Origin of the sequence: Rhizobium sp. BK529 (genome assembly GCF_014194105.1) — a bacterium.
Classification (GTDB): Bacteria; Pseudomonadota; Alphaproteobacteria; order Rhizobiales; family Rhizobiaceae; genus Rhizobium.
Genome location: NZ_JACIAU010000001.1, coordinates 2271058 through 2293155 on the forward strand (window position 1 = coordinate 2271058; position 22098 = coordinate 2293155).

The 22098-nt window shown below is 60.6% G+C and carries 25 protein-coding genes and 1 pseudogene; 12 read left to right on the top strand and 14 right to left on the bottom strand.

Annotated features, from left to right (window positions below; genetic code table 11):
• Positions 1–409: 409 nt before the first annotated feature.
• The 4 genes and pseudogenes from FHX08_RS11525 to FHX08_RS11540 form a co-directional block, all read right to left on the bottom strand.
• Positions 410–715 (bottom strand): Dabb family protein, encoded by a 306-nt coding sequence (locus FHX08_RS11525; protein WP_132652034.1) that lies wholly within the window; start codon positions 713–715, stop codon positions 410–412.
• Between the two features lie 104 nt (positions 716–819).
• A pseudogene (locus FHX08_RS11530) lies at positions 820–1440 on the bottom strand (hypothetical protein); the annotation flags it as partial.
• Between the two features lie 387 nt (positions 1441–1827).
• Positions 1828–2394, bottom strand: coding sequence for a TetR/AcrR family transcriptional regulator (locus FHX08_RS11535; protein WP_132652036.1), 567 nt, complete (start codon positions 2392–2394; stop codon positions 1828–1830).
• A gap of 21 nt (positions 2395–2415) precedes the next feature.
• The gene (locus tag FHX08_RS11540; protein ID WP_132652037.1) at positions 2416–2877 is read right to left on the bottom strand and encodes a DUF1348 family protein; all 462 of its coding nucleotides are present in this window, start codon (positions 2875–2877) and stop codon (positions 2416–2418) included.
• A gap of 276 nt (positions 2878–3153) precedes the next feature.
• On the opposite strand from FHX08_RS11540, the gene FHX08_RS11545 reads away from it, so the two are divergent.
• A complete protein-coding gene (locus FHX08_RS11545) occupies positions 3154–4566 on the top strand; it encodes a triacylglycerol lipase (protein WP_184327198.1) in 1413 nt (470 codons plus the stop codon).
• A gap of 94 nt (positions 4567–4660) precedes the next feature.
• On the opposite strand, the gene FHX08_RS11550 is transcribed toward FHX08_RS11545, so the two are convergent.
• The 3 genes from FHX08_RS11550 to FHX08_RS11560 form a co-directional block, all read right to left on the bottom strand.
• The gene (locus FHX08_RS11550) at positions 4661–5029 is read right to left on the bottom strand and encodes a DUF983 domain-containing protein (RefSeq protein WP_037105104.1); all 369 of its coding nucleotides are present in this window, start codon (positions 5027–5029) and stop codon (positions 4661–4663) included.
• A 391-nt stretch (positions 5030–5420) separates the two neighbouring features.
• Positions 5421–6824: a PLP-dependent aminotransferase family protein gene (locus tag FHX08_RS11555; RefSeq protein WP_132652039.1), complete on the bottom strand. Its 1404-nt coding sequence runs from the start codon at positions 6822–6824 to the stop codon at positions 5421–5423.
• A gap of 120 nt (positions 6825–6944) precedes the next feature.
• Entirely contained in the window at positions 6945–8375 is a 1431-nt protein-coding gene (locus FHX08_RS11560; protein WP_132652040.1) for a PLP-dependent aminotransferase family protein, read from the bottom strand.
• 88 nt (positions 8376–8463) lie between these two features.
• On the opposite strand from FHX08_RS11560, the gene FHX08_RS11565 reads away from it, so the two are divergent.
• The 5 genes from FHX08_RS11565 (at position 8464) to FHX08_RS11585 (ending at position 11684) form a co-directional block, all read left to right on the top strand.
• Positions 8464–9327, top strand: a complete 864-nt coding sequence (locus tag FHX08_RS11565; protein WP_132652041.1) for a DMT family transporter — start codon at positions 8464–8466, stop codon at positions 9325–9327.
• 53 nt (positions 9328–9380) lie between these two features.
• Positions 9381–10097 (top strand): class I SAM-dependent methyltransferase, encoded by a 717-nt coding sequence (locus FHX08_RS11570; protein ID WP_132652042.1) that lies wholly within the window; start codon positions 9381–9383, stop codon positions 10095–10097.
• Between the two features lie 82 nt (positions 10098–10179).
• On the top strand, positions 10180–10869 hold the full coding sequence (locus FHX08_RS11575; RefSeq protein WP_132652043.1) for a glutathione S-transferase family protein: 690 nt from the start codon (positions 10180–10182) through the stop codon (positions 10867–10869).
• Between the two features lie 9 nt (positions 10870–10878).
• Positions 10879–11223 (top strand): ArsR/SmtB family transcription factor, encoded by a 345-nt coding sequence (locus FHX08_RS11580; protein WP_132652044.1) that lies wholly within the window; start codon positions 10879–10881, stop codon positions 11221–11223.
• Positions 11223–11684 carry an SRPBCC domain-containing protein gene (locus FHX08_RS11585; RefSeq protein WP_132652045.1) on the top strand — a complete coding sequence of 154 codons (462 nt, stop codon included), beginning with the start codon at positions 11223–11225 and terminating at the stop codon, positions 11682–11684. Before FHX08_RS11580 ends, FHX08_RS11585 begins: the two co-directional genes overlap by 1 nt.
• On the opposite strand, the gene FHX08_RS11590 is transcribed toward FHX08_RS11585, so the two are convergent.
• Positions 11671–12291, bottom strand: a complete 621-nt coding sequence (locus FHX08_RS11590) for a CGNR zinc finger domain-containing protein (protein WP_184327376.1) — start codon at positions 12289–12291, stop codon at positions 11671–11673. The two genes, FHX08_RS11585 and FHX08_RS11590, sit on opposite strands and share 14 nt — an antisense overlap.
• 273 nt (positions 12292–12564) lie before the next feature.
• Here FHX08_RS11590 and FHX08_RS11595 point away from each other — a divergent pair, with 273 nt between their 5' ends.
• The 3 genes from FHX08_RS11595 to FHX08_RS11600 all read left to right on the top strand — a co-directional run bounded on the left by FHX08_RS11595 (position 12565) and on the right by FHX08_RS11600 (position 14075).
• Positions 12565–12993 carry a TMEM175 family protein gene (locus FHX08_RS11595; protein WP_245508234.1) on the top strand — a complete coding sequence of 143 codons (429 nt, stop codon included), beginning with the start codon at positions 12565–12567 and terminating at the stop codon, positions 12991–12993.
• A gap of 27 nt (positions 12994–13020) precedes the next feature.
• On the top strand, positions 13021–13167 hold the full coding sequence (locus FHX08_RS31440; protein ID WP_245508235.1) for a hypothetical protein: 147 nt from the start codon (positions 13021–13023) through the stop codon (positions 13165–13167).
• Positions 13168–13235: 68 nt separating this feature from the next.
• Entirely contained in the window at positions 13236–14075 is an 840-nt protein-coding gene (locus FHX08_RS11600; RefSeq protein WP_132653189.1) for an alpha/beta fold hydrolase, read from the top strand.
• A 10-nt stretch (positions 14076–14085) separates the two neighbouring features.
• Here FHX08_RS11600 and FHX08_RS11605 read toward each other — a convergent pair whose 3' ends face one another.
• The 3 genes from FHX08_RS11605 to FHX08_RS11615 form a co-directional block, all read right to left on the bottom strand.
• Positions 14086–14460: a VOC family protein gene (locus FHX08_RS11605; protein WP_132652046.1), complete on the bottom strand. Its 375-nt coding sequence runs from the start codon at positions 14458–14460 to the stop codon at positions 14086–14088.
• 74 nt (positions 14461–14534) lie between these two features.
• Positions 14535–14969, bottom strand: a complete 435-nt coding sequence (locus FHX08_RS11610) for a DUF1801 domain-containing protein (protein ID WP_132652047.1) — start codon at positions 14967–14969, stop codon at positions 14535–14537.
• Between the two features lie 9 nt (positions 14970–14978).
• A complete protein-coding gene (locus FHX08_RS11615) occupies positions 14979–15410 on the bottom strand; it encodes a DUF1801 domain-containing protein (protein WP_132652048.1) in 432 nt (143 codons plus the stop codon).
• A 163-nt stretch (positions 15411–15573) separates the two neighbouring features.
• Here FHX08_RS11615 and FHX08_RS11620 point away from each other — a divergent pair, with 163 nt between their 5' ends.
• On the top strand, positions 15574–17196 hold the full coding sequence (locus FHX08_RS11620; protein WP_132652049.1) for an ABC-F family ATP-binding cassette domain-containing protein: 1623 nt from the start codon (positions 15574–15576) through the stop codon (positions 17194–17196).
• On the opposite strand, the gene FHX08_RS11625 is transcribed toward FHX08_RS11620, so the two are convergent.
• Positions 17193–18149 carry an SDR family NAD(P)-dependent oxidoreductase gene (locus FHX08_RS11625; RefSeq protein WP_132652050.1) on the bottom strand — a complete coding sequence of 319 codons (957 nt, stop codon included), beginning with the start codon at positions 18147–18149 and terminating at the stop codon, positions 17193–17195. The genes FHX08_RS11620 and FHX08_RS11625 overlap by 4 nt on opposite strands.
• Positions 18150–18265: 116 nt before the next feature.
• On the opposite strand from FHX08_RS11625, the gene FHX08_RS11630 reads away from it, so the two are divergent.
• Positions 18266–19186 (top strand): AraC family transcriptional regulator, encoded by a 921-nt coding sequence (locus tag FHX08_RS11630; RefSeq protein ID WP_132653190.1) that lies wholly within the window; start codon positions 18266–18268, stop codon positions 19184–19186.
• Between the two features lie 159 nt (positions 19187–19345).
• Positions 19346–20251, top strand: coding sequence for a S1C family serine protease (locus tag FHX08_RS11635; RefSeq protein ID WP_132653191.1), 906 nt, complete (start codon positions 19346–19348; stop codon positions 20249–20251).
• 90 nt (positions 20252–20341) lie between these two features.
• Here FHX08_RS11635 and FHX08_RS11640 read toward each other — a convergent pair whose 3' ends face one another.
• Together FHX08_RS11640 and FHX08_RS11645 are read right to left on the bottom strand one after the other, a co-directional pair.
• A complete protein-coding gene (locus tag FHX08_RS11640; RefSeq protein WP_132652051.1) occupies positions 20342–21070 on the bottom strand; it encodes an esterase family protein in 729 nt (242 codons plus the stop codon).
• Entirely contained in the window at positions 21067–22032 is a 966-nt protein-coding gene (locus FHX08_RS11645) for an acetylxylan esterase (protein ID WP_132652052.1), read from the bottom strand. The genes FHX08_RS11640 and FHX08_RS11645 overlap by 4 nt, the downstream gene beginning before the upstream one ends.
• Positions 22033–22098: the final 66 nt, after the last annotated feature.

Sequence of the window (22098 nt, forward strand, 5' to 3'; positions counted from 1 at the left end):
CCCTCATGCGGCACCCGGAGCGGTCAATCCATTAAGCTTCTGAATCATTTGCAGTTTTTCTCTCAAAGATTGATTCAGGTCTTTCACGGATTGATTCATCTGCAGCCGGCATCATTTCCGGATTCCCTATCCATTTGAATCTGAATAAGAATTTTCAAAATTGGCCTTTTTTGCAGTGTTTTTTGAGCTAAGTCATTGATCCTGAATAAGTGATCCACTTTCCCTCATAATTTCGCATAAGGAAATTTCAAATCAAAGCAGGCGTTGCTGAACGAAAATTATTATAAAAAAGTCTAGGCGCGAGGCGTCACTTATTCAGAATCAATGACTTAGCCCAGCATAAAAGGGCCTTATCGAAATTCTTATTCATTTTCAGGCGATTAGACTGACGCAACCATCATCGTCAATCCTACAGGGGCCTGGTGACTGCCTTGCTGCTATCGAAATCGGCCGCAATCCTGGTATCGCGGAGCGGTTTTACGGTGCGGGTGGAACGGTCATAATCGGGATGCGCCTTGTAGGCGGCGAGCGCCTCCTCGCTTTCGAATTCGCCGTAAACGACGAAATCGACGGCGTTGCCCCACTGGTCCGTCTTGACGTTTTCGCCGATCTCCAGCTTCAGCGCATACGGAATGCCTGTCAGGATGGAGAGCCCCTTGCGCACCGCTTCGCGGTTTTCCTCCGGCACGGTGAAGAAGACGATATGGCGGATCACGCGGGATACTCCTGTGGCAATTCTCCAGGCCTAAGCTCTCTGGGCCCAAGCGGGGCGATAACACGCGCTGCCCGGGCCATCAACCGGGCCACAGTGCCGCGTCAGGCTCTGGGCCGGATCGCTGCCAGGAAGGCTCGCCCATATTCGGCAAGCTTTTCCGCCCTGTCGGTACCGTTGACGATGCGGCGGGCGTTCACCCAGTCTTCCTTCTCCTCATTGAGGTGGTCGGAAAGACGATGGCTGGTGAAGCTGCCGCGCAGCATGCCCTCGATCAGGATCGCTACGGCCGGCGCCATTTCCATGGCGCGGTCAGGCTGAGCAACAAGATCGATGCCGGTCACCTCGCTCATCGCTTCGTAATTGCGCCGGTGTGTGAGCTGCACCAGCCCGCGCCCGAGCCAACTCTTGCCGTCCTCGTCCGGCCGCCAATAGGGCGTCTTCACCCAGGAAAGCCGGCCGCTTGCAAAGGCCGTCTCAAGGATCTCGACGGCGCGCGAATCGCTTGTTGCCAGCGTCTCGCGTACAGGCTGCATCGTGTAGGCCGTTTCATGAAAAGCGGTGGCCAATATATAGGCCAGCCATCGTCGATCTGCGGTAGCCAAATTCGCGTCCCAGTAGTCGATGATAGCGTTCATGCCTTCGATCTGGGCCGGCGTGAGGCTGCCCTTGAACAGGGTGGTATGCACGGTGTCGAAGAAGAATTGCCGGTCGAGCGGGACAGTCATGATATGCTTCTCAGAGGCCTGTTGTGGTTAACGTCCGCTTAATCGATTGAAATTAATTTAATCGTTTCAAGTGTGACGCCGGTTCATTTACACGCAGTTTGTATTGTGCGATGCATCAATCCGTAAGCACATCCTTGCTGAGGAAGAGAGGAATAAGATGCAGACGAGCACGGAAACTCCGACCAAGATCCCCCAGCACGTCGTTGACCAGATGGAAAACGAGTGGCGCCAGGTACGCACGCAACGCGAGAGCCCACGCCCTGTCCACCTGCCCTCACAGAAAGACGCTTAAACACAACTCTGCCGGGTGAGGCCGTCATAGACCCCTCACCCGCGGGTTCCCGGGCTCGCCGCAGCGGCGTTTCTGCCGACTGAGATGCCATCCAGTTATCCTCCAGATTTCGCCGCAGCCAATCTCTCAGCCAGCCGATCCAGGGTCCTGCGGAACATATCCCTGTCATCCAGCGCCCGCGAAAGCACCAGCGCGCCCTGAATGCCGGAGACAACCTCTTCGGCAGCAGCAAGCGCGGTGTCGTCATCGCAACCGGCGCGGATCAGAGCCTGGCGCAACGCCTCGATCCAGCGAACGAAATAGTCCCGGATGGCGGGGGAAAAGCGCTGGCGGGTTTCGTCCAGCGCAAAGGCACCGACGAGGCAGATGCGGCTGCCGGAGCGGAAATAGTCCATCACATTCACCCACATCGCCTCGATCGCCGCGCTGGCATCATCGCGGCGCAGGGGTTCATAAACAGCGCGTTCGAACCAACCGTCAACATCGGCAAGAACGACGGCAGCCATTTCCTCCTTCCCTCCGGGGAAGAAGTGATAGAGGCTGCCCTTGCCGATGCCGGTACGCTCGGTGATGCGGCTGAGCGTCGTGCCCTCGTAGCCGAGCTCGCGGAAGACTTCGCCGAGCAGCGGCACGACGTCGGCACGTTCATAAACGGTCTTCACAATTCACCTTGCCTTCTGGCCTCAAAGGCCGAGGTCGGAAAGGCCCGGATGGTCATCGGGCCGCCGGCCGAGCGGCCAGTGGAACTTGCGATCCGATTCCCGGATCGGCAGATCGTTGATGCAGGCGAAACGGCGCTGCATCAAGCCCTCGGCATCGAATTCCCAATTCTCGTTGCCATAGGAGCGGAACCAGTTGCCGCTGTCGTCATGCCATTCATAGGCAAAGCGCACCGCAATGCGATTGTCGGTGAAGGCCCAGAGTTCCTTGATCAGCCTGTAGTCCAGCTCCTTTGCCCACTTGCGGGTCAGGAAAGCGACGATCTCGGCGCGGCCGGTAACGAATTCGGCGCGGTTTCGCCACTGGCTATTCTGGGTGTAGACAAGCGAAACGCGCTGGGGATCGCGGCTGTTCCAGCCGTCTTCCGCCAGGCGGACCTTCTGAGCTGCGGTTTCCTGTGTGAATGGGGGAAGCGGTGCAGGCATGATCAATCTCCGTTGCGTTTCTGTACCTTTCGTTATTCATTGTACTAATCGGTACAGTATTGCAACAAATCTTGGCACTCGATGTCTGCGGCATTTTGACTGGATTTGGGAGGAGTGCCACTCGCGGTGCGTGCGCCCAAACCCCGCGCATATTCGACCGAATGAACCTTTAAATTGCATCCTATACGTATATGATCCGATACGGAATCTTGGGACGCTTGAAGAGAAATATAAAATTGCGAGCGGCCCTCTATTTCGGAACATGGGAGGGGATAGATGCCTGCGGATGTTGCAATCCTTCATGGCTGGAGCGACACGGCCCAATCCCTCACTCCGCTTCGCGATTTTCTTGCTCAAAACAACTTCAACGCCCAGCGCATTCTGCTTGCCGATTACATCTCCCTCTATGATGATGTCCGTATCGAGGATGTCGCTGCGCGCATGGATATCGCCGTCAATGCGGCGATCAAGAGCGGCCGGCTCAAGCCGCCTTTCGACATGATCGTGCATAGTACCGGCGGACTTGTCGCACGCGAATGGATTTCCCGATTCTATCCCGATGGCGCCAATTGCCCGGTCAGGAAGCTGGTGATGCTGGCGCCGGCCAATTTCGGCTCGCGGCTCGCCTCCACCGGCAAGAGCATGCTCGGCCGTGTCATCAAGGGCTGGAACAACTGGTTCCAGACCGGTACGGAAATGCTGAACGGGCTGGAGCTCGCCTCCTCGTATCAATGGGATCTCGCACTGCGAGACCTGCTCGACCCGTCAGGCCAGGCTGCCGGCCCCTATGGCACCGACAAGATCATGCCTTTCGTCATCGTTGGAACCATGGGCTATGACGACGCGCTGCGGCGGATCGTCAATGAGAATGGGGCGGACGGGACGGTGCGCTGCGCCGCCGCCAACCTCAACGCTCGCGGCTTCACGGTGGATTTTTCCCGGGATGAGGACAATCCCGAAGTCTCGATCTGGCATATTCGCTCCGGAGACACGGTCTTTCCCTTCGCAATCCTGCCGGACCGCAACCACGGATCAATCATCAAGCCGAACGAAGAGAGCGACGCCGGCGCAGCCGTATCAAGCCGGCTCGGCAAACTGATCCTGCAAGCGCTAAACTGCAAGGATGCGGGAGAATATACCGCCATTTCCAGCGAATGGTACGATATCAGCGAGGAAACAGCGGCAAGCACGCCCGCGAAGATCGGCAAAGCAATGCCTGACGATCCCAACGCGCTTCACCAGTATTTTCAGCTCATCATCCATGTCCGTGATGACCAGGGGCAATCGATCGATGACTACTTCATCGAATATTTCTCGCCCCATCAACGCGGTACTGATGAATCGGTCGTCTTCCATCGAGAAGTGCTCGATAACGTCCACGTCAACAGCCTGGCGCCGTCGCGCCGCTGCTTCTTCGTCGATCGAACAGACCTGATAGGCAAGTACTACAAGATCATCAGCAAGGATGAAAACCAGGTCGTTGCCGTCAGTCTCTCGGCCAGCGACCCGGGCAAAAACGTCCACTACTTCGATGCCCAGAAGGTCGGAGCTGCGGGCAATCTCATCGTGCATCGCGCTTCTGACGATCGGCAGACGGTGCTAGGTCCGCAATGCCTCAGGCGCAACACCACCCATCTGGTCGAAATCATCATTCCGCGCCGGGGGATCGACAAGGTCTTCAAGATCTGAGGATCAGGAAGGACTGTGCATGCCCCGGCATGATGCCGCAAGCCGCCGATCGCTCGGCCCAGTCACAGAGGCCATCACATAGATCGACCGCACGTCAGGCGAGCTTGCCCTCTTCCGCCTTGTAGAAATACTGGCTTGCGACCAGCCATCCCTTCAGCGGCCTCAGTGGCGGAATACAGGTGGCGAACATGAAGGGACCGGTCACCAGCAACTGGACCCAGAGCGGCGCCGAGAAGGCAACTTCCAGCCACACGCCGAGCAGCACACTCGGCACGCAGGCGAAGCAGATGACGAAGAAGGCCGGGCCGTCGGCCGGATCGGCAAAGGAATAATCCAGCCCGCAGACTTCGCATTCCTTCTTCAGCGTGAGGAAACCCTTGAACATATGTCCCTGTCCGCAGCGCGGGCAGCGCCCCCGGATGCCGGTCTGCATCGGAGGGAGAGGAGGATATTCGGTGTCCATGACGATCTCTCTTTCAGCGGTCTCAGGCATCGCGCAATATGCATTCAATGCCAACAATGAGTGCATACAATATAACTACATTGAAAGCGAATTGCCAGTCTATTAGTCAGAATGACGCAGAGATGTTGTTGGTTCGATTTACGGGGTTTGGCGACGGCGGGATTTGTCACCGCTGGAACAAGTTTGAGCGCTCGCCAAAACCCCTCCCCACAAGGGGGAAGGACTAACCCGTGGCACCACGTCACCCATCCAGGAACGTCGAAGAAGCAGCAGACGGGCGCGGCAAATTAAGCCCCTCCCCCTTGTGGGGAGGGGTTTGGGGCGGGGTCTTTATTGATTCATTCGATAACGGAGGACGAAGCAGGGTCGCTCCGAACCGGAAGTCTGTAGTCTAGAAGAACGAAGCCGACATTTCCGGCGGGCCTTCCAGGGCGTGGGCCATGAAGTCCAGCGCGCCCTTCAGCCTCTCGCGGATGATCGGCCCGCCGAGGCAGACGCGCACGGCTTCGGCAGGCGTACTCTCCACTGTGAAGGCATCGCTCACCACCACGCCAATGCCGGAGGCGCGCATATGGCTGCCGAAAGTCGAGCGTGTCCAGCCGTTGGTAAGCGGCAGCCAGATATTGAAGCTGATCGGATCGGCCTTGTAGCTCTCCGGCGGCAGGATATCCGCAACCATCTGCTGGCGGGCACCCGCTTCAGCGCGGATGAAGCGCAGGATCGCGTCCGCCGTGCCATCCTCGATCCAGCGGGTCGCCAAGGCCATGTTCATCGGCGAAGCCATGACATTATTGGTGCGCATGGCGCTGGCGAAGGGCCAGATCGCTCTGGTATCCGGAGCAACCACATAGGCAAGCCGCAGGCCGGCGCCGATGCATTTGGCGAGACCACCGATATGCCAGGTGAGGTCAGGCGCGATCGCCGCCAGCGGCGATGGTCCATCCAGGGGAATGAAGCCATAGGCATCATCCTCGACGATGGGCACATGATATTTGCGGGCGACGGCAGCGATTTCCTCGCGGCGCCTTTGCGGAATGGTGAGCGTCAGCGGGTTCTGCAGTGTCGGATTGAGATAGAGCGCCTTTGGCTGCAATCGCTCGCAGGCATCGGCAAAGGCATCCGGCAGGATACCCTCTTCATCCATCGGCAGGCCGAAGAGATTGAGGCGGAGCTGGGCGGCGATCGAGCGGATGCCGGGATAGGTGATGTTTTCCGATAGGACGGTCTCGCCCGGTTTTGCGAGCAGGCCGAAGATCGCGAGCAACGTCGGATGGGCGCCTGGCGTCACGAAGATGCGCTCCTGCGACGGCGCCACGCCACGGCGGCCAAGCCAGACGGCAGCCGCCTCCTTGTCCATGCCGGAACCACCGAACGCCTGATAGCGCAGCAGCGGGACAAGGTTGGCCGCCACGACCGACATGCCCTCGCGCATGCGGGCGAGCAGTTCCGGATCGTCTGGCTCCGGCGGCAGGTTCATCGAAAAATCGACCACGGATGTGCGGCGCGGATCTGGGGCGGCTTCGGCAATCGGGTCGCGCCGCTCCCTGCCCTGCCCGCCAGTGACGAAGGTGCCGCGGCCGACATGCGAATCCACCAGCCCGCGCTTTTGCGCCTCCACATAACCGCGCGCCACTGTCGTGAAATCGATGTTGAGCCGCTTTGCGAGTTCGCGTTGCGGCGGCAGCCTGTCGCCGACGGCCAGCGCGCCACTGCGCAGATCCATCTCGATCAGATCCGCGATCGCCATGTAGCGGGGGCTCGATGAGCGGTTGAGATCAGGATGCCAGTCTTTCATGTCGTGATCCACGAGCTGCGATCGGGGGCGAGATCGGGTTCGGTGGGAACCAGATAGAATTGACTGTATATTGTTGCGCGACGATCCTGTCATCCAAAAACATCTGTCTGCGACAGCGTATCACTCAGCCGCCCGTTCGGCCTCCTCGAGCGCATCATGCAGGACATCGAAAACCTTGCTATCGAGCGTTTGGGAGACATTGAAGCGCATGAAGCCGGTGGCCGATTGCGACAGGCTGAAGGCATTGCCCGGTGCGAGCACGACATTACGGGCGAGCGCGGCACGCGCGACGACAGCGGCATCCAGACCATCCGGCAGGCGGCACCAGAGGAACATGCCGGCCTGCGGCTCCAGCCAGGGGCATATGCCCAAGGTCTTCAGCCGGGTGCTGACATCGAACATCGCCTTGGAAAGGCGGCCGCGCAGGCTTTCCGTATGCTTGCGGTAGCTGCCGTCGCTCAGCACGCCGAGCACCAGTTCGGCCGAGAGCCGGCCGCCGCCGAAGGAGGTGGCGATCTTGAGGTCCGTCAGGCCCTCGATCCATTCGGGCTTGGCGGCGATGAAGCCACAGCGCGCCGAGGCGGAGAGCGTCTTCGAGAAGCTGCCGATATGGATGACGCGGTCCAGCCCGTCGAACGCAGCAAGGCGGGGTGCGGCTGCATGTTCGAAATCGGCGAAGATATCGTCCTCGATGATGGTCAGGCCGTGCTGCTCGGCGAGCTTCAGCAGGCGATGGGCCGTGACCGGCGAAAGTGTGGCGCCGGTCGGATTGTGGATTGCCGAATTGGTGATGTAGAGCCGCGGCCGGTGCTCGGCGAGCGCGGCGGCGAAGAGCTCGATATCGGGGCCGGAGGGCGTATAGGGAACGCTGACGACCTTGGCGCGATGGGCTCTCAGCAGCGCATGAAAGTTGAAATAGCAGGGATCGTCGACCAGCACCGTATCACAGGGCTCGATCAGGAAACGGCAGAGGAAATCGATCGCCTGGGTTCCGGATTCCGTCAGCATCAGTTGATCCGGCGAAGCCTCGATGCCGCGCTCGGCCATGCGCCGGACAATGAGCTGGCGCAGGGGCTGGAGGCCGAGAGGCGAGCCGTAATCGGCGAGGCTTGTGGGATCGGCGCGCGACAAAGATCGAAGGGTTCGGCGGATCGCGTCTTCGGGAAACCAGGAAGGCGGCAGCCAGCCGCAGCCGGGCTTCAAGTCGCTTTCGCGCGCCTCCAGCGACTGCCGCGATATCCAGAAGGGATCGACGGCGCGATCGAGCTTCGGGCCGATATCGGCAAGCGAGAGCGGTGCTGCCTGGCTCGCGACATAGAAGCCGGAACCGGGCCGCGAGAGAATCGCGCCTTCCGCCACCAGCCGCTCATAGGCATCGGCCACGGTGGAGGCCGAGACTTTCAAGCTTGCCGAGAGGCCTCGGATCGAGGGCAGTTTTGCGCCGGGTGTAAGGCTGCGGCCGGCGATCCGTTGCCGGATGGTCGCCATGACCATTGCTGTCAGTGTATTTCCCTGCTCCCGGTCGCCCATCCGTACTGGTCCTTTCACCATTACAGTTTTGGCCAACTGTACCGAACTGTGGCTGGCTGCGCCAGTGCGAAACGTTGATAAGCGTGGGACGAACAATGAGGAGTGCCGCATGGATCGCACAGCGACCGGATGGATCAATGGTTTTATTGGCGTGCTGATCTTCAGCGGATCGCTGCCGGCCACGCGTGTGGCTGTCATGCAGCTCGATCCGGTCTTCCTCACGGTGGCGCGAGCGGCGATTGCCGGCATTCTGGCGCTCTGCCTGCTGATCGCCTTCCGAGAGAAGCGGCCCTCGCGCCAGGATCTCATCTCGCTTGTCGTCATCGCGCTCGGCGTCGTGGTTGGCTTCCCATTGCTGACAGCGTTGGCGCTGCAGCATGTGACCTCGGCGCATTCCATCGTCTTCATCGGCCTTCTGCCATTGGCGACGGCGATCTTCGGGGTCATCAGGGGCGGCGAGCGGCCGAAGCCTGCCTTCTGGCTCTTCTCGTTTCTCGGCAGCGCTTTGGTCGCTGGTTTTGCGCTGATGCAGGGGCTCACCGCCTCGCCCATCGGCGATGCGCTGATGCTCGGCGCCATCATCGTCTGCGGGCTTGGTTATGCCGAAGGCGCACGGCTGTCGCGCCGGCTCGGCGGCTGGCAGGTGATCTCCTGGGCGCTCGTCGTATCGCTGCCGGTCATGTTGGTGGCTGCCATCGCCTACCGACCGCCGTCCTTTGCCGATATCCAGACGCCCGCCATGCTGGGGCTTGCCTATGTCTCGCTCTTCAGCATGCTGATCGGCTTCATCTTCTGGTATCGCGGGCTTGCACAGGGCGGTATCGCTGCCGTCGGTCAGCTGCAGCTGCTGCAGCCCTTCTTCGGCCTGGCGCTGGCCGCAACGCTGCTGCGTGAAACGGTGAGTTGGTCGATGCTTGCCGTGACAGTGGCGGTCATTCTCTGCGTGGCCGGAGCACGCAAATACGCGAAATAGGCTCTCGCCTCCGAAATTTGACAGGCTCCGCATCATGTAATAATCAAAGTTACATGATTAGAGACGATTGGCATCCGAACACATCCGACACTCCCAAGCCGGGGTCCCCGTTCATCGGGGATGCCGTCAAATCCTATCTCGAAGGTCCGCCACGGCAGGTGCCGGGTTTCTCAAGCCTGCATCGCATGGCGGCGATGCTGATTGCCGAACGAGCACCCGAAGACGGCCGGGTGCTAGTGCTTGGTGCCGGCGGCGGGCTGGAACTGAAGGCCTTTGCCGAGGCGCATCCGGGCTGGACCTTCGACGGGATCGATCCCTCCGCCGACATGCTGCAGCTGGCGAAGCAGGTGGTTGGTGATCGTGGCAGCCGCATCGGCTTTCATGAGGGCAGCATCGATGTTGCGCCGGAGGGACCATTCGACGCGGCCGTTTGCCTGCTGACCTTCCATCATATCCCTATCGAACAACGGCTTGAAACGCTTCGACAAATTCGCCGTCGGCTGAAAACGGATGCAGCCTTCGTGGTTGCGCATGTGAGTTTCCCTCAGACGGAGCCGGAGCGATCGATATGGATTGATCGTCACATCGCCTATGGCGCACCCGATGGAGCGGACCCTGCCCTGTTGGATCATGCTCGCAAGGCTATGCGCGAAAGGCTGCATATCCTTGCGCCGGAACAGGAAGAGGCCATGCTGCGCGAAGCGGGCTTTTCGGATGTCACGCTTTTCTATGCCGCCCTCAGCTTCAGGGGATGGGTGACCTACGCGTGAAAACTTTCCGATACTGGAAAGTGTCTTGCCCTGCTGTTATGATGACGATATAGTTTCCAATATTGGAAACCATAGGTGACTCATGACGCTGACGCTTTACCTTCATCCCCTCGCCTCCTTCTGTCATAAGGTGCTGATTGCGCTTTATGAAAACGGGACCGCATTCGACAGCGAGATCGTCGATTTCGGCAATCCGGACTCCGCGGCAGCGCTGCTCGACAAGTGGCCGGTCGGCAAGATCCCGGTTCTGCATGATCAGGCGGCGCGGCGCACGATCCCGGAGACGTCGATCATCATAGAATATCTGCAGGCCCGCCATCCCGGGCCGGTGCGGCTGCTGCCGGACGATCCGGAAGAGCTCTTGCAGGTGCGGCTCTGGGATCGTTTCTACGATCTCTATGTGAGCGTGCCCGTGCAGAAAATCGTCACGGACAGGATCCGGCCTGCGGATGCCCATGATCCGCACGGCGTTGCCCAGGCGCACGCAACGCTCGATCAAGCCTATAAGATGATCGAGGCGCATATGCAGGAAAAGCTCTGGGCAACAGGGAACGATTTCACGATGGCCGACTGCGCGGCCTTGCCCGCACTGTTCTTCGCCTCCATCGTGCATCCGTTCACCGGGGAGCAGCAGGCGCTTTCCTCCTATCTGGAGCGTCTGTTACAACGTTCTTCCGTCAAACGCGTGCTGTCGGAAGCGCAGCCCTATTTTTCGATGTTTCCCTATCGGGAGGCGATGCCGGCGCGGTATCTTGAAGCTGCGGTATCTTGAGGCAATGGAATGGCAGAACTGGCGCCAGCCGAATTCGACCGGATGTTTCAGGCGCTCGCCGATCCCTATCGGCGCGGCTTCGTGGAGCAACTTTCGAAGGGACCGGCCTCCGTCACGGAACTGGCAGAGCCCGCCGATGTCGGCCTGCCGGCCGTGCTGAAACACCTACGCATTCTCGAAGAAAGCGGCATCGTCATTTCAGAAAAGACCGGGCGCGTGCGCACCTATCGCATGCAGCCAAAGGCATTCGGCGCCATCAACCAGTGGATCGAGCAGCGACAGGCCGAAATGCATGCGGCCTTCGACCGCCTTGCCCTGCTGATGGCGGAAACCCCTGAGGAAAAGGATCACTGATGGGTGTCACCGTCAATCATCGAACCTTCGTCATCGAGCGCGATCTACCCGGCAGCGTCGCGCATGCTTTCCGTTTCTGGTCGGACCATCAGCTGAAGCGGCGCTGGACGGCCTGTCATCCCGACTGGCAGGTGATGGAAGATCGTTTCGACTTCGAGATCGGCGGGGCCGAGCGCATGACATGGCGCAAGCCAGACGGGACCGAGCAGGCGATGCGCGCCCATTATCTCGAAATCCATCCGCGCGAGCGCATCGTCTATGCCTATACGATGCTGACGGCGGGCAAGAGCATATCCTCATCGCTGGTGACGGTCGAGTTCACCGGACGCGGCGCCACGACGCTGATGACCTTTACCGAACAGGCCGTCTTTGGCGACCCCAGGGACGGCGATATCAGAGAAAGCGGCACCGGCATCGGCTTCGACCGGCTTTGCGAGGAAATGGCGGCTACGCCTGCTTGACCCGGTGACGGTGCGCCGCCTGCTTGGCCCGGTTGCCGCAGAGCGCCATGCTGCACCAGCGCCTGCGGTGGCCGCGCGTGTGATCCGCAAAAAGCAGCGTGCAGGACGGGCCTTCGCAAGCCTTCACATTCGAAAAATCCTCCGTACAGACGAAGCGGCCGAGCGCTTCGCCGACCGGTAGCAACAGCGCTTCCGGCGAGCGCCACTTGCGCATCGGCTGAAACTCGAAGATCTCGCCTTCGCCCGTCTGACGCGCCACGACGCGGCTATAGCCTTCGTCGCGCTCCAGCAGGCGGTTCAGCGGCTCCAGCTCGGTGAGCGCATCAGGCTTTAACTGCTTTCCCTTATGCTCGCGGACGAAAATCCGGAACCACTCGCGCAGGCTCCGCGCCTGATCGGCGACCTTGTCCAGCTCGCCCGGCAGCGCCTGGGCGCGGATGGCATCGAGTGTTTCCGGCGAGACGAGCCTTGCCTGCTGAAGCCAGCGCAGCAGGCCTTCCCCATCCTCGATCCAATCGATCGGCACATCGACCGGTGTCGCCACCGAATTCAGAAAATCCAGCGCCAGCGCATCGCCGAGAAAAAGAGCTGGAGAGTGGTTATCCATCATAAATCCTATTCAGGCTACCGCCTGCAATGCATGGCAGCGCTCCAAATACACGGATTATATGTAACCGTTTAAAATGTAGTTGACAAGTTACTTACTCAGTAGTAACCATTCTACGTGAGTTTGGACGGTTATGTCGCTCAAATAAGAAGAAGGCAGCCGCATAGCGATGGCGACGGCGCGAGAAGCTGAGCCGCAAGTCATCCGTGAGCGGCGGCGAGCGTGGCCACAGGCTGAATCCACCTGTCAATCGAGCTCCGAGGAGTGAGGCAAATGCGCGAGCATAAGGTTACGACAGAACGCGTCGGCGCGTTTTCGGACGGCATGATCGCCGTTGTCATCACACTCATGGCGCTGGAACTGAAAGCGCCGGAGGAAGCAACGGTCGGCGCGATCCTGGCGCTCTGGCAAACACCGCTCAGCTACGGCCTGAGCTATCTGTTCATCGCCATCATCTGGGTCAACCACCATCATCTGCTGCGGTTGGTGCGCTATGCCTCGCCGCAACTCATCTGGATCAACTTCGCGCATCTGTTCCTGGTGTCGCTGCTGCCATTCACGACGGCCTGGATGGCGCGCACGAATCTGGCGCCGGTCCCGGTCGCCGCCTATGCGATGGTCTTCGTGCTCGTCAATATCGCCTATCTGTTCTTCGAGCGGGAAATCCTCGCCCATGCCGAGGCAGGCGACATGCCGGAGTAGGCCCGCAGGCTGGCCCGCCGCCGGACATTGCTCGGCCTTGCCACCTTCACGGCAGCAGGGCTTGCCGCCCCGGCCCTGCCGCTTCTGGGCTTCGCGCTGATCTGCTGCGCGCTGCTGCTCTATCTGCGGCCGGAAATCTTCAACCATCGCCAACAGCAACACCGGGGCCGCTGACGCCCGCCCGACACCACGATCCCAACCATGTCAACTGCACAACCACGTCAACTGAAGGAATCATGATGATGACCAATATCAGCTACCGTACAGCCACTGTTGATGGCACCAAGATCTTCTATCGCGAGGCTGGTCAGAAGGGCGCTCAGAAGCTTCTGTTGCTGCACGGCTTCCCAACCTCGGGGCACATGTTCCGCGACCTGATCCCGCTGCTGGCCGACCGCTACCACATTATCGCTCCCGACCTTCCGGGCTTCGGCCAGTCTGACGATCCTGTGGCCAACAGCTTCGACAGTATCGCAGATACGATCGACCGCTTCACCGAGATCGTCGGCTTCGACCGCTTTGCCGTCTATGTGTTCGATTATGGCGCGCCGACGGGCTTCCGGTTGGCGGTAAAGCATCCCGAGCGGATCACGGCGATCATCTCGCAGAACGGTAATGCCTATGAGGAAGGCCTCAGCGACGGCTGGAACCCGATCCAGGCCTATTGGCAGGATGCGACGGAAGATAACCGCAATGCGCTGAAGGCGTTTCTCGGGCCGGAAGCAATCGTTTGGCAGTACACACATGGCGTTACCGATACGGCCAGGATTTCACCCGATGGCTATTCGCTCGACAATTTCTATCTCTCGCGGCCGGGTGCTGAAAATGTGCAGCTCGATCTGATGGGCGACTACAAGAGCAATGTGGCGCTCTATCCGACCTTCCAGGAGTATTTCCGTACCTACAAGCCGCGCTTCCTCGCCGTCTGGGGCAAGAACGATCCCTTCTTCCTGCCGCCGGGCGCGGAAGCTTTCGCCCGCGATATTCCTGATGCTGTGATCAAATTCTTCGACACCGGCCATTTCGCGCTTGAAACGCATGCGGAAGAAATTGCCGCTGCGATCCGCGATTTCCTCGGCTGAGGCTGACCGGCTATCCGGAGGTGATGCAGAAATTGTTGCCTTCCGGATCGTTCAGCACGGTGTAATCAGCCGTTTCGCGCACAAAGGTCGCTCCCAGGGATATCAGGCGCGCGACCTCTTCTTTTCGGTCGTCGGCGGCGATATCGAGATGGACGCGGTTGCGGGCGGGCCGTTCTCCGCGCCGAAGGTGGAAACAGAGGCGTGTGCCCGGCCCCTCCACCATCACCACAGGGTCAGTCTCAGGTGTCAGACCTAACGCGGCGAGGCGGGCGATCTCGGCATCGTCATAGGGCAAGATTTCGTAACCATCGAGCGCCGCGGCCCAGAAGCGGGCGACGCGGAAGGGTTGATCGCAATCGATGACGATTTCCTTCAGCCGCCCCATCGGCGCCTCATGTCAGCTGAGGCGAAAGGGAGTGCCTCCCGGTATCGGCAGTGATCCCCACTTCGTGCATCAAGTTAGGCGCTCGCTTTCTTCGATGCAGGTTTACGCGCGGTGTTCAGCGCCACCGCAGCCTGCACGAGGGCCTTCAGCGCCGCCTCATTGATCTCCTCCCCTTGGCGGATATCGATCGCGCGTCGCGTATTGCCTTCGAGGCTCGAGTTGAAAAGACCTGTGGGGTCTTCCACGGAAGCGCCCTTGGCGAAGGTCAGCTTCACCACGGCCTTGTAGGTTTCGCCGGTGCAGATGATGCCGGCATGTTCCCAGACCGGGACGCCGCGCCATTTCCACGTTTCCTCCACCTCCGGGTCGGCCTCGCGGATGATGGCTCTGACGCGGGCAAGTGTTTCGCCGCGCCAGTCGCCAAGCTCCTCGATCTTGGCATCAATGCGTTCGGAGGGAGAGGCTTCCTCCGGTTCCGCTTCCTTCTTCGTCGTCGACGCCTTCTTCATGGTCTCTCCTTACATTTTCTCGCCGGGCAGCAGGCTTGCCTGTTTCACCCAAGATGTAAACTGCGCCTCGTCGATCTCATCCTGTTCGCGAATGTGGAAATAGCGTGTTTCCGCGGTCTTGGGTTCTCCCGGCGGAACGGGCTGCAAGGCAGCGCCGCGGAAGAAGGCGACCTTGATATATTTGTCGAAACAGTGGATGCCGAGGAACCAGCCGTCGCCTTTCTTGCCGTAGAGCGGCGAGTTCCATTTGACGGCTTTGTGGGCATCGGGGACGGTGCTCATGATCAACGTGTCGAGGCGGCGTCCGACCTCGCTTTTCCAGCCGGGCATGGCAGCGATATAGGCCCGCACCGGGCCATCGCCCTCGCCTTTTGCGATCTGCGGATTGCCCCCGGATAACAGCTTCGGCGCTGCCGGCTTGGCTGATGTCTTATCGGTCATGAGTTCCTCCACGGGTGGGGATAATAAGGGAGGCTGCCTCGATTTCCAGTCACACGGAACCGGCCGTTTTCAACATCACAGCTTCATGACGCTGAAAACCTGCGACAGGAGCGAAAACCCGTGGCATAAGGGCGCCAAATTCTTCCAAGCTCCCGCGTCAAACATGATCCGTATCGAAAATATCAGCAAGCAGAACAGCCACCGCATCCTCTTCATCGAAGCCACTGCCGCCCTCAATCGCGGCGAAAAGATCGGCCTCGTCGGCCCGAACGGCGCCGGCAAGACGACGCTTTTCCGCATGATCAACGGCGAAGAGCTACCGGATGAAGGCCAGGTCTCGGTCGAGAAACACGTGACCATCGGCTATTTCAACCAGGATGTCGGCGAAATGGCCGGCCGCAGCGCGGTTGCCGAGGTCATGGAGGGCGCCGGCCCCGTCAGCGTCGTCGCGGCGGAATTGCGCGAGCTGGAAGCGGCCATGTCCGACCCCGATCGCATGGACGAGATGGACCAGATCATCGAGCGCTATGGCGAAGTGCAGGCGCGCTACGAGGAACTGGACGGCTATGCGCTCGAAGGCCGCGCCCGTGAGGTTCTGGCGGGCCTCAGCTTCAGCCAGGAAATGATGGACGGCGATGTGGGCTCGCTTTCGGGCGGCTGGAAGATGCGCGTGGCGCTGGCCCGCATCCTCTTGATGCGCCCGGACGTAATGCTGCTCGACGAACCGAGCAACCATCTGGATATTGAAAGCCTGATCTGGCTGGAAGAGTTTCTCAAGACCTATGAAGGCGCACTGCTGATGACCTCGCACGACCGCGAGTTCATGAACCGCATCGTCACCAAGATCATCGAGATCGATGCCGGCTCGCTGAACAGCTATTCCGGCGACTACGGCTTCTACGAGCAGCAGCGGGCGCAGAACGAAAAGCAGCAGCAGGCACAGTTCGAGCGCCAGCAGGCGATGCTCGCCAAGGAAATCAAGTTCATCGAGCGCTTCAAGGCGCGCGCCAGCCATGCCTCGCAGGTGCAGAGCCGCGTGAAGAAGCTGGAAAAGATCGAGCGCGTCGAGCCGCCGAAGCGCCGCCAGACGGTGGCCTTCGAGTTTCAGCCGGCGCCGCGTTCGGGCGAAGATGTCGTCAATCTCAAGAACGTGCACAAGAAATACGGCAGCCGCACCATCTATGAGGGGCTGGACTTCATGGTCCGTCGCAAGGAGCGCTGGTGCATCATGGGCGTCAACGGCGCCGGCAAATCCACGCTCCTGAAGCTGGTGACCGGCACCGCCGATCCCGACGCCGGCACGGTGACGCTTGGTGCGAGCGTGAAGCTCGGCTATTTCGCTCAGCACGCCATGGACCTGCTCGATGGCGACCGCACCGTGCTCGAATGGCTGGAGGATTCCTTCCCGCTTGCCGGCCAGGCACCGCTGCGCGCACTGGCGGGCTGCTTCGGCTTTTCGGGTGACGATGTCGACAAGCGCTGCCGCGTGCTTTCGGGCGGCGAGAAGGCCCGTCTTGTCATGGCGAAGATGCTGTTCGACCCGCCGAACTTCCTCGTGCTCGACGAGCCGACCAACCACCTCGACCTCGACACCAAGGAAATGCTGATCAAGGCGCTCGCCGACTTCGAGGGCACGATGCTCTTCGTGTCGCACGACCGCCATTTCCTGGCTGCGCTTTCCAATCGCGTGCTGGAACTGACACCCGAGGGCATCCACCAGTATGGCGGCGGTTATACCGAATATGTCGAGCGCACCGGCTACGAGGCGCCCGGCATCCACGCTTAAGAGCGAGTGAAAGCGTCTATATTAGTCAGTTCCGCCGAGAGCGCCCACAAACGGGCCGCCTGGTCGGGATCGACGGCATAGGCACGCACGCTGGTTTCCGCACCGTCATCGGAGATGACGGCGACATCGCAATCTGCGCAATAGAGGCCGCCGAGTCCTTCCAGCTGCGGCGAGGTTGCGGCCCAGACCTGTGTCGCGGCACCCTGCGCGGGCGTCTTGAAACTTGGGTCTATCGCGTTGCCCTCGGCATCGATCCAGCCGGCGGCGACCATGTCCTCCTTCTCCAGATGCCGCTGCAGCGGTGTCAGGATCTTGCCGGGATGCAGCGAGAAGGCGCGTATGCCGGCATCCCTGCCCAACCTATCGAGCTGCACCGCAAAGAGCGCGTTTGCGGTCTTCGACTGTCCATAGGCCTGCCACCGGTCATAATCCCTGGAGAACTGGACATCGTTCCAGCGGATAGGCGTGATGCCATGGGCACCGGAGGAGACCGCAACCACGCGGGCTCCGCTTGCAATCGCCGGCCGGAGACGGTTGACGAGCGCGAAATGGCCCAGATGGTTGGTGGCGAACTGCGCTTCCCAGCCCGGCCCCACCCGCGTTTCCGGGCAAGCCATGATGCCGGCACTGTTGATGATGATATCGGCCTTGTGTCCCGAAGCGACGAAGCGCTCGGCAAACTGCCGCACGCTTTCAAGGTCGGCGAGATCGAGTCTGTCGATCTCCACATTTCCGACATCTGCGAGTGTTTGGGTGGCCTCCTCTGGCCGGCGGGCGCCGACCAGCACATGCGCGCCTGCCCGCGACAGCGCCTTGGTCGTTTCCAGCCCGAGGCCGGAATGGCCGCCGGTGACGATCGCGAGCTTGCCCGAGAGATCGATGCCGGCGAGCACGTCGTCAGCCGTCGAACGGGCGCCGAAACCGGAGCCGATGGGGTGTTGTGCGTTTTCCATTGATGTCTCCCTTCTGCTTTCGGTCGAAGAGTAATGCGGTGGCGCGCATACGATCTATGCGCTAAAGTCCGTAATCTGTTTGCAATCGTCCGGATTTTCGCATGAATTCTGTTTCGGTGGATCCCCTTTCCGACGTATTGGCGCTCCTGAAGCCGAAGAGCTATGTCTCGCTGGGGCTCGATGCCGGCCGCGACTGGGCGATCGATTTCCCGCCGCCTCAGGGCATCAAGTTCAATGCCGTGCTTTCAGGCAGTTGCTGGCTGGAGATGGATGGTATCGCTGAGCCTGTCCGGCTGGAGGAAGGCGACTGTTTTCTGCTGACGCAGAGCCGGCCTTTCCGCATGATGAGCGATCGCAGCCTGCCGACAATCCCGGCCCATGATATCTATGCGCATGCGAAGGACGGGATTGCCACCTGCAACGGCGGCGGCGCCTTCTTCCTGGTCGGCAGCCGTTTCGGCTTTTCCGGCGCTGGCGCGGACTTGCTGGTCGGCATATTGCCGCCCGTCGTCCACATCAGCGAACATTCGGATCAGGCTTCGGTCCTGCGTTTTGCGATCGACCAGATGGCCCGCGAGCTGCGCAGCCGGCATCCGGGCGGTTTCCTGATGACCGAGCATCTGGCGCATATCATGCTGATGCAGATCCTGCGGCTCTATCTTGCCGCACCCGATACCCAAGGCACCGGCTGGCTCTTTGCGCTTGCAGATCGGCAGATCGGCCTGGCGATCGGCGCCATGCATGCCGAACCCGCCCGCCGCTGGACGCTGCAGCAGCTTGCTGCCCTGGCCGGCATGTCGCGCTCCTCCTTTGCCGAGCGCTTCAAGGAGAAGGTTGGAGCAGCGCCAATGGATTATCTCACCCGCTGGCGCATGATGCTGGCAAGCGACCGGCTGACAAACGGCAGCGAGCCGATCGGCACGATCGCTCTTTCGCTCGGCTACGAGTCCGAAAGCGCCTTCAGCACCGCCTTCAAACGGGTGATGGCACGCTCGCCGCGGCGATATGGCCGGGAGGCGGCCAGCCAAGCGAGATAAGATCACGTAAAATAAGGCCGACGGGTAAAAGACCGCCGGCTGCAGGTCTTGCAGCGGAGCGTTCGGTTACATAGTTATCAGGGGAATGGTATGCGTCCGGCCCTTGCCGGCCCTCGCAACATTCCCGGCCTTTGTGCCGCGCCTTACGAGGATGAAACCATGAATATCGACAGGATTCTGCGGTCAGTTGTGGCCGTTCGCGCCTCCATCCCCGAAGATGCCTTCACCGCGAATACGCTGGGCACCCGCCGGGAAGGAAGCGGCGTCGTCATCAGAGATAACGGGCTGGTGCTGACCATCGGCTACCTGATCACCGAAGCCGATGAGATCTGGCTGACGCGCCAGGACGGCAAGGTCGTTCCCGGCCATGCGCTGGCTTACGATCAGGAAACCGGCTTCGGCCTCATCCAGGCGCTTGCGCCCCTCGACCTGCCGGCCGTCGAAATCGGTGACAAGGTCAAGACGGCGGTCGGCGATGCCGTGCTCTTTATCGATGGCCTTGGTGAATTCGTGGAGGCTCATATTGTCGCCAAACAGGAATTTGCGGGCTATTGGGAATATCTGCTCGATGAAGCGATCTTCATTGCGCCCGCCCATCCTTCCTGGGGCGGCGCGGCGCTCATCAGCGACGAGGGCAAGCTGCTCGGTATCGGTTCGCTACGCCTGCAGATGGTCCAAGGCGACGAGGTCGCCGATATCAACATGGTCGTGCCGATCAATCTTCTGCCGCCGATCCTTGAGGACGTGCTGAATCACGGCCATATCGACAGACCGCCACGCCCCTGGCTCGGCGCCTTTTCGGCCGAAAGCAACGGCGAAGTCGTGGTCATGAGCGTTGCCAAAGGCAGCCCGGCGGCCAAGGCCGGCCTGCAGCAGGGTGACGTCATCTCGGAGATCCGCGACGGCGAAGTTGACGGATTGGCCGATTTCTACCGCAAGGTCTGGAAGAGCGGCCCCGCCGGAGCCGAAATCCCGATGCGCGTGCTGCGCAATGGCCGCGAGGCCTGGCTGCGTATCAAATCGGCCGACCGTAACAGCTTCCTCAAAAAGCCGCTGATGCAGTAAGGCGGGGCGAGAGCCCCGCTGGCCGGTATCAGAGATAGAGTTGCCCCACCCGGCAGCTTTTATATGTAGAGGAGCGCCATCCGGCAGTCTTTATATGTAGAGTGGCGCCATCCGGCGCCAGGCTCCGGCGCGGTGTGCCCTGCCATCCCAGAAATGCAGCTGATGGCCGACGCCTTTTTCCGCGAGCAGGCGGCTGAGATAGCGGTTGTTATCGAGGAAGGGATCCTCGTTGCCGATCGCCAGAACGATATCGACCTGCCGCAACTTCTCCAGCCGCCAGTCGGAGTCGAGACCTGGAAGGAAATGCGTCGGCATGTGGAAATAGACGGTTTCGTCGTAATAACCGTCGAAGAGATCGCCGAAGGATTCGACCTTCATCGTCAGGTCGTAACGGCCGGAAAAGGCCACCAGCTTGCGGAAGAGATGCGGGTGGCGGAAGACGAGGCTGGCTGCCTGAAAGGCGCCGAGGCTGCAGCCGTGGACGATGGTGCATTCGTGGCTGTTGCGGCCCTCCATCAGCGGCAGAACCTCGTTCAGTACATATTCCTCGAAGGCGATATGGCGACGGATGCGATCGGCAGGATGACGGCCGAAGTCGTAGAAGGTCTCGTTCGCAAGACCCTCGATGCAGAAGAGTTGCAGATGGCCGGCCTCGAGTTTGTCCCTGAGGCTCGCGACGATCCCGAGATGTTCATATTCCCAAAAGCGCCCTTCCCGCGTTGGGAACATCAGGACTTTGGCGCCGGTGTGCCCGAACACCAGAAGCTCCATGTCACGATGGAGCCGATCGCTGTACCAGCGCAGATATTCTCGGTTCATAGACCCCTGAAAAACCGCCCGACTCGCTCACGCAGCGAAGCTTGCTGCGCTGCACTGTCAGAATAGTCGAAATGCCCGGCATCCAGGATGAAGATTTCATTAAATTTTGACTTCGGCAGCGCGTTCGCCACCGCGAACTGACAGGGCGGCGCCACAGCCGGATCGAAGAGCGCGACGGCGGCCAGCATCGGCACGGTAATGCGGGTGGCGGCCGTCGCGGAATCGAAAAGGCGAAGGTTTTCAAAGACCTTTGGATGGGTCTTCGCGTATTCCTGCACCGAATGGGCGCTGCCAACCGTCGGCAATGTCAGCCACTGCTTTCTATCCCCGAAGGTCGGCACGGTCAGATGGCCACGTTTGATCCTGTTATCGAAGGGAATGCCGAGCGCACCGATACCACCGCCGAAACTGATGCCGCTGTAGCCGATACGGCCCTGGACCACGGGATAGAGTGATAGCAGCGCCGAGACGGCAACCCAGAGATCCTCGACGCAGCCGCCGATCACATAATGATCGGGATGGTCGATATCGTGCAGCACATGCCAGGGGGCGTCGGGCGAGATCGACAGATGGGCGCTGCGCGACATGCCGCGGAAGCAAGGAAAAAGGATCGCGGTTTCCTCGACCGGAATATCGAAGTCCGGCTGGTCGCGGCCCCCATAACCATGGCCGACGACGAGTCCGCGTTTGACTTCACCCCTGCGGGGCGTGAGCAGCCAGCCCCCGATGCTGAAGCCATCGGTGGACGTATAAACGATATCCCGCACCTGCCAGTCCGGATGGGTATCCTGGCTCGGGCTCAAGCGCGGCTCAGGCTTCACAGCCAGCGCTCGGGCATAGCGCTTCTGCCAGAAGGCATCGAATCCCGGGGGCGCTTCCGGCGGGCGGATCGCCCGCAAGCCGGCGAGTGTCATGCCGTAGGTCGGATCGAAGTCGAAAGGATAGTCTGTCGGGATGCTCATGCAACGCTTGTTGCCGCGAAATCAGCCGCGCAGCAAGGCCTGCAGGAGGAAAAGCATCTATGCTTG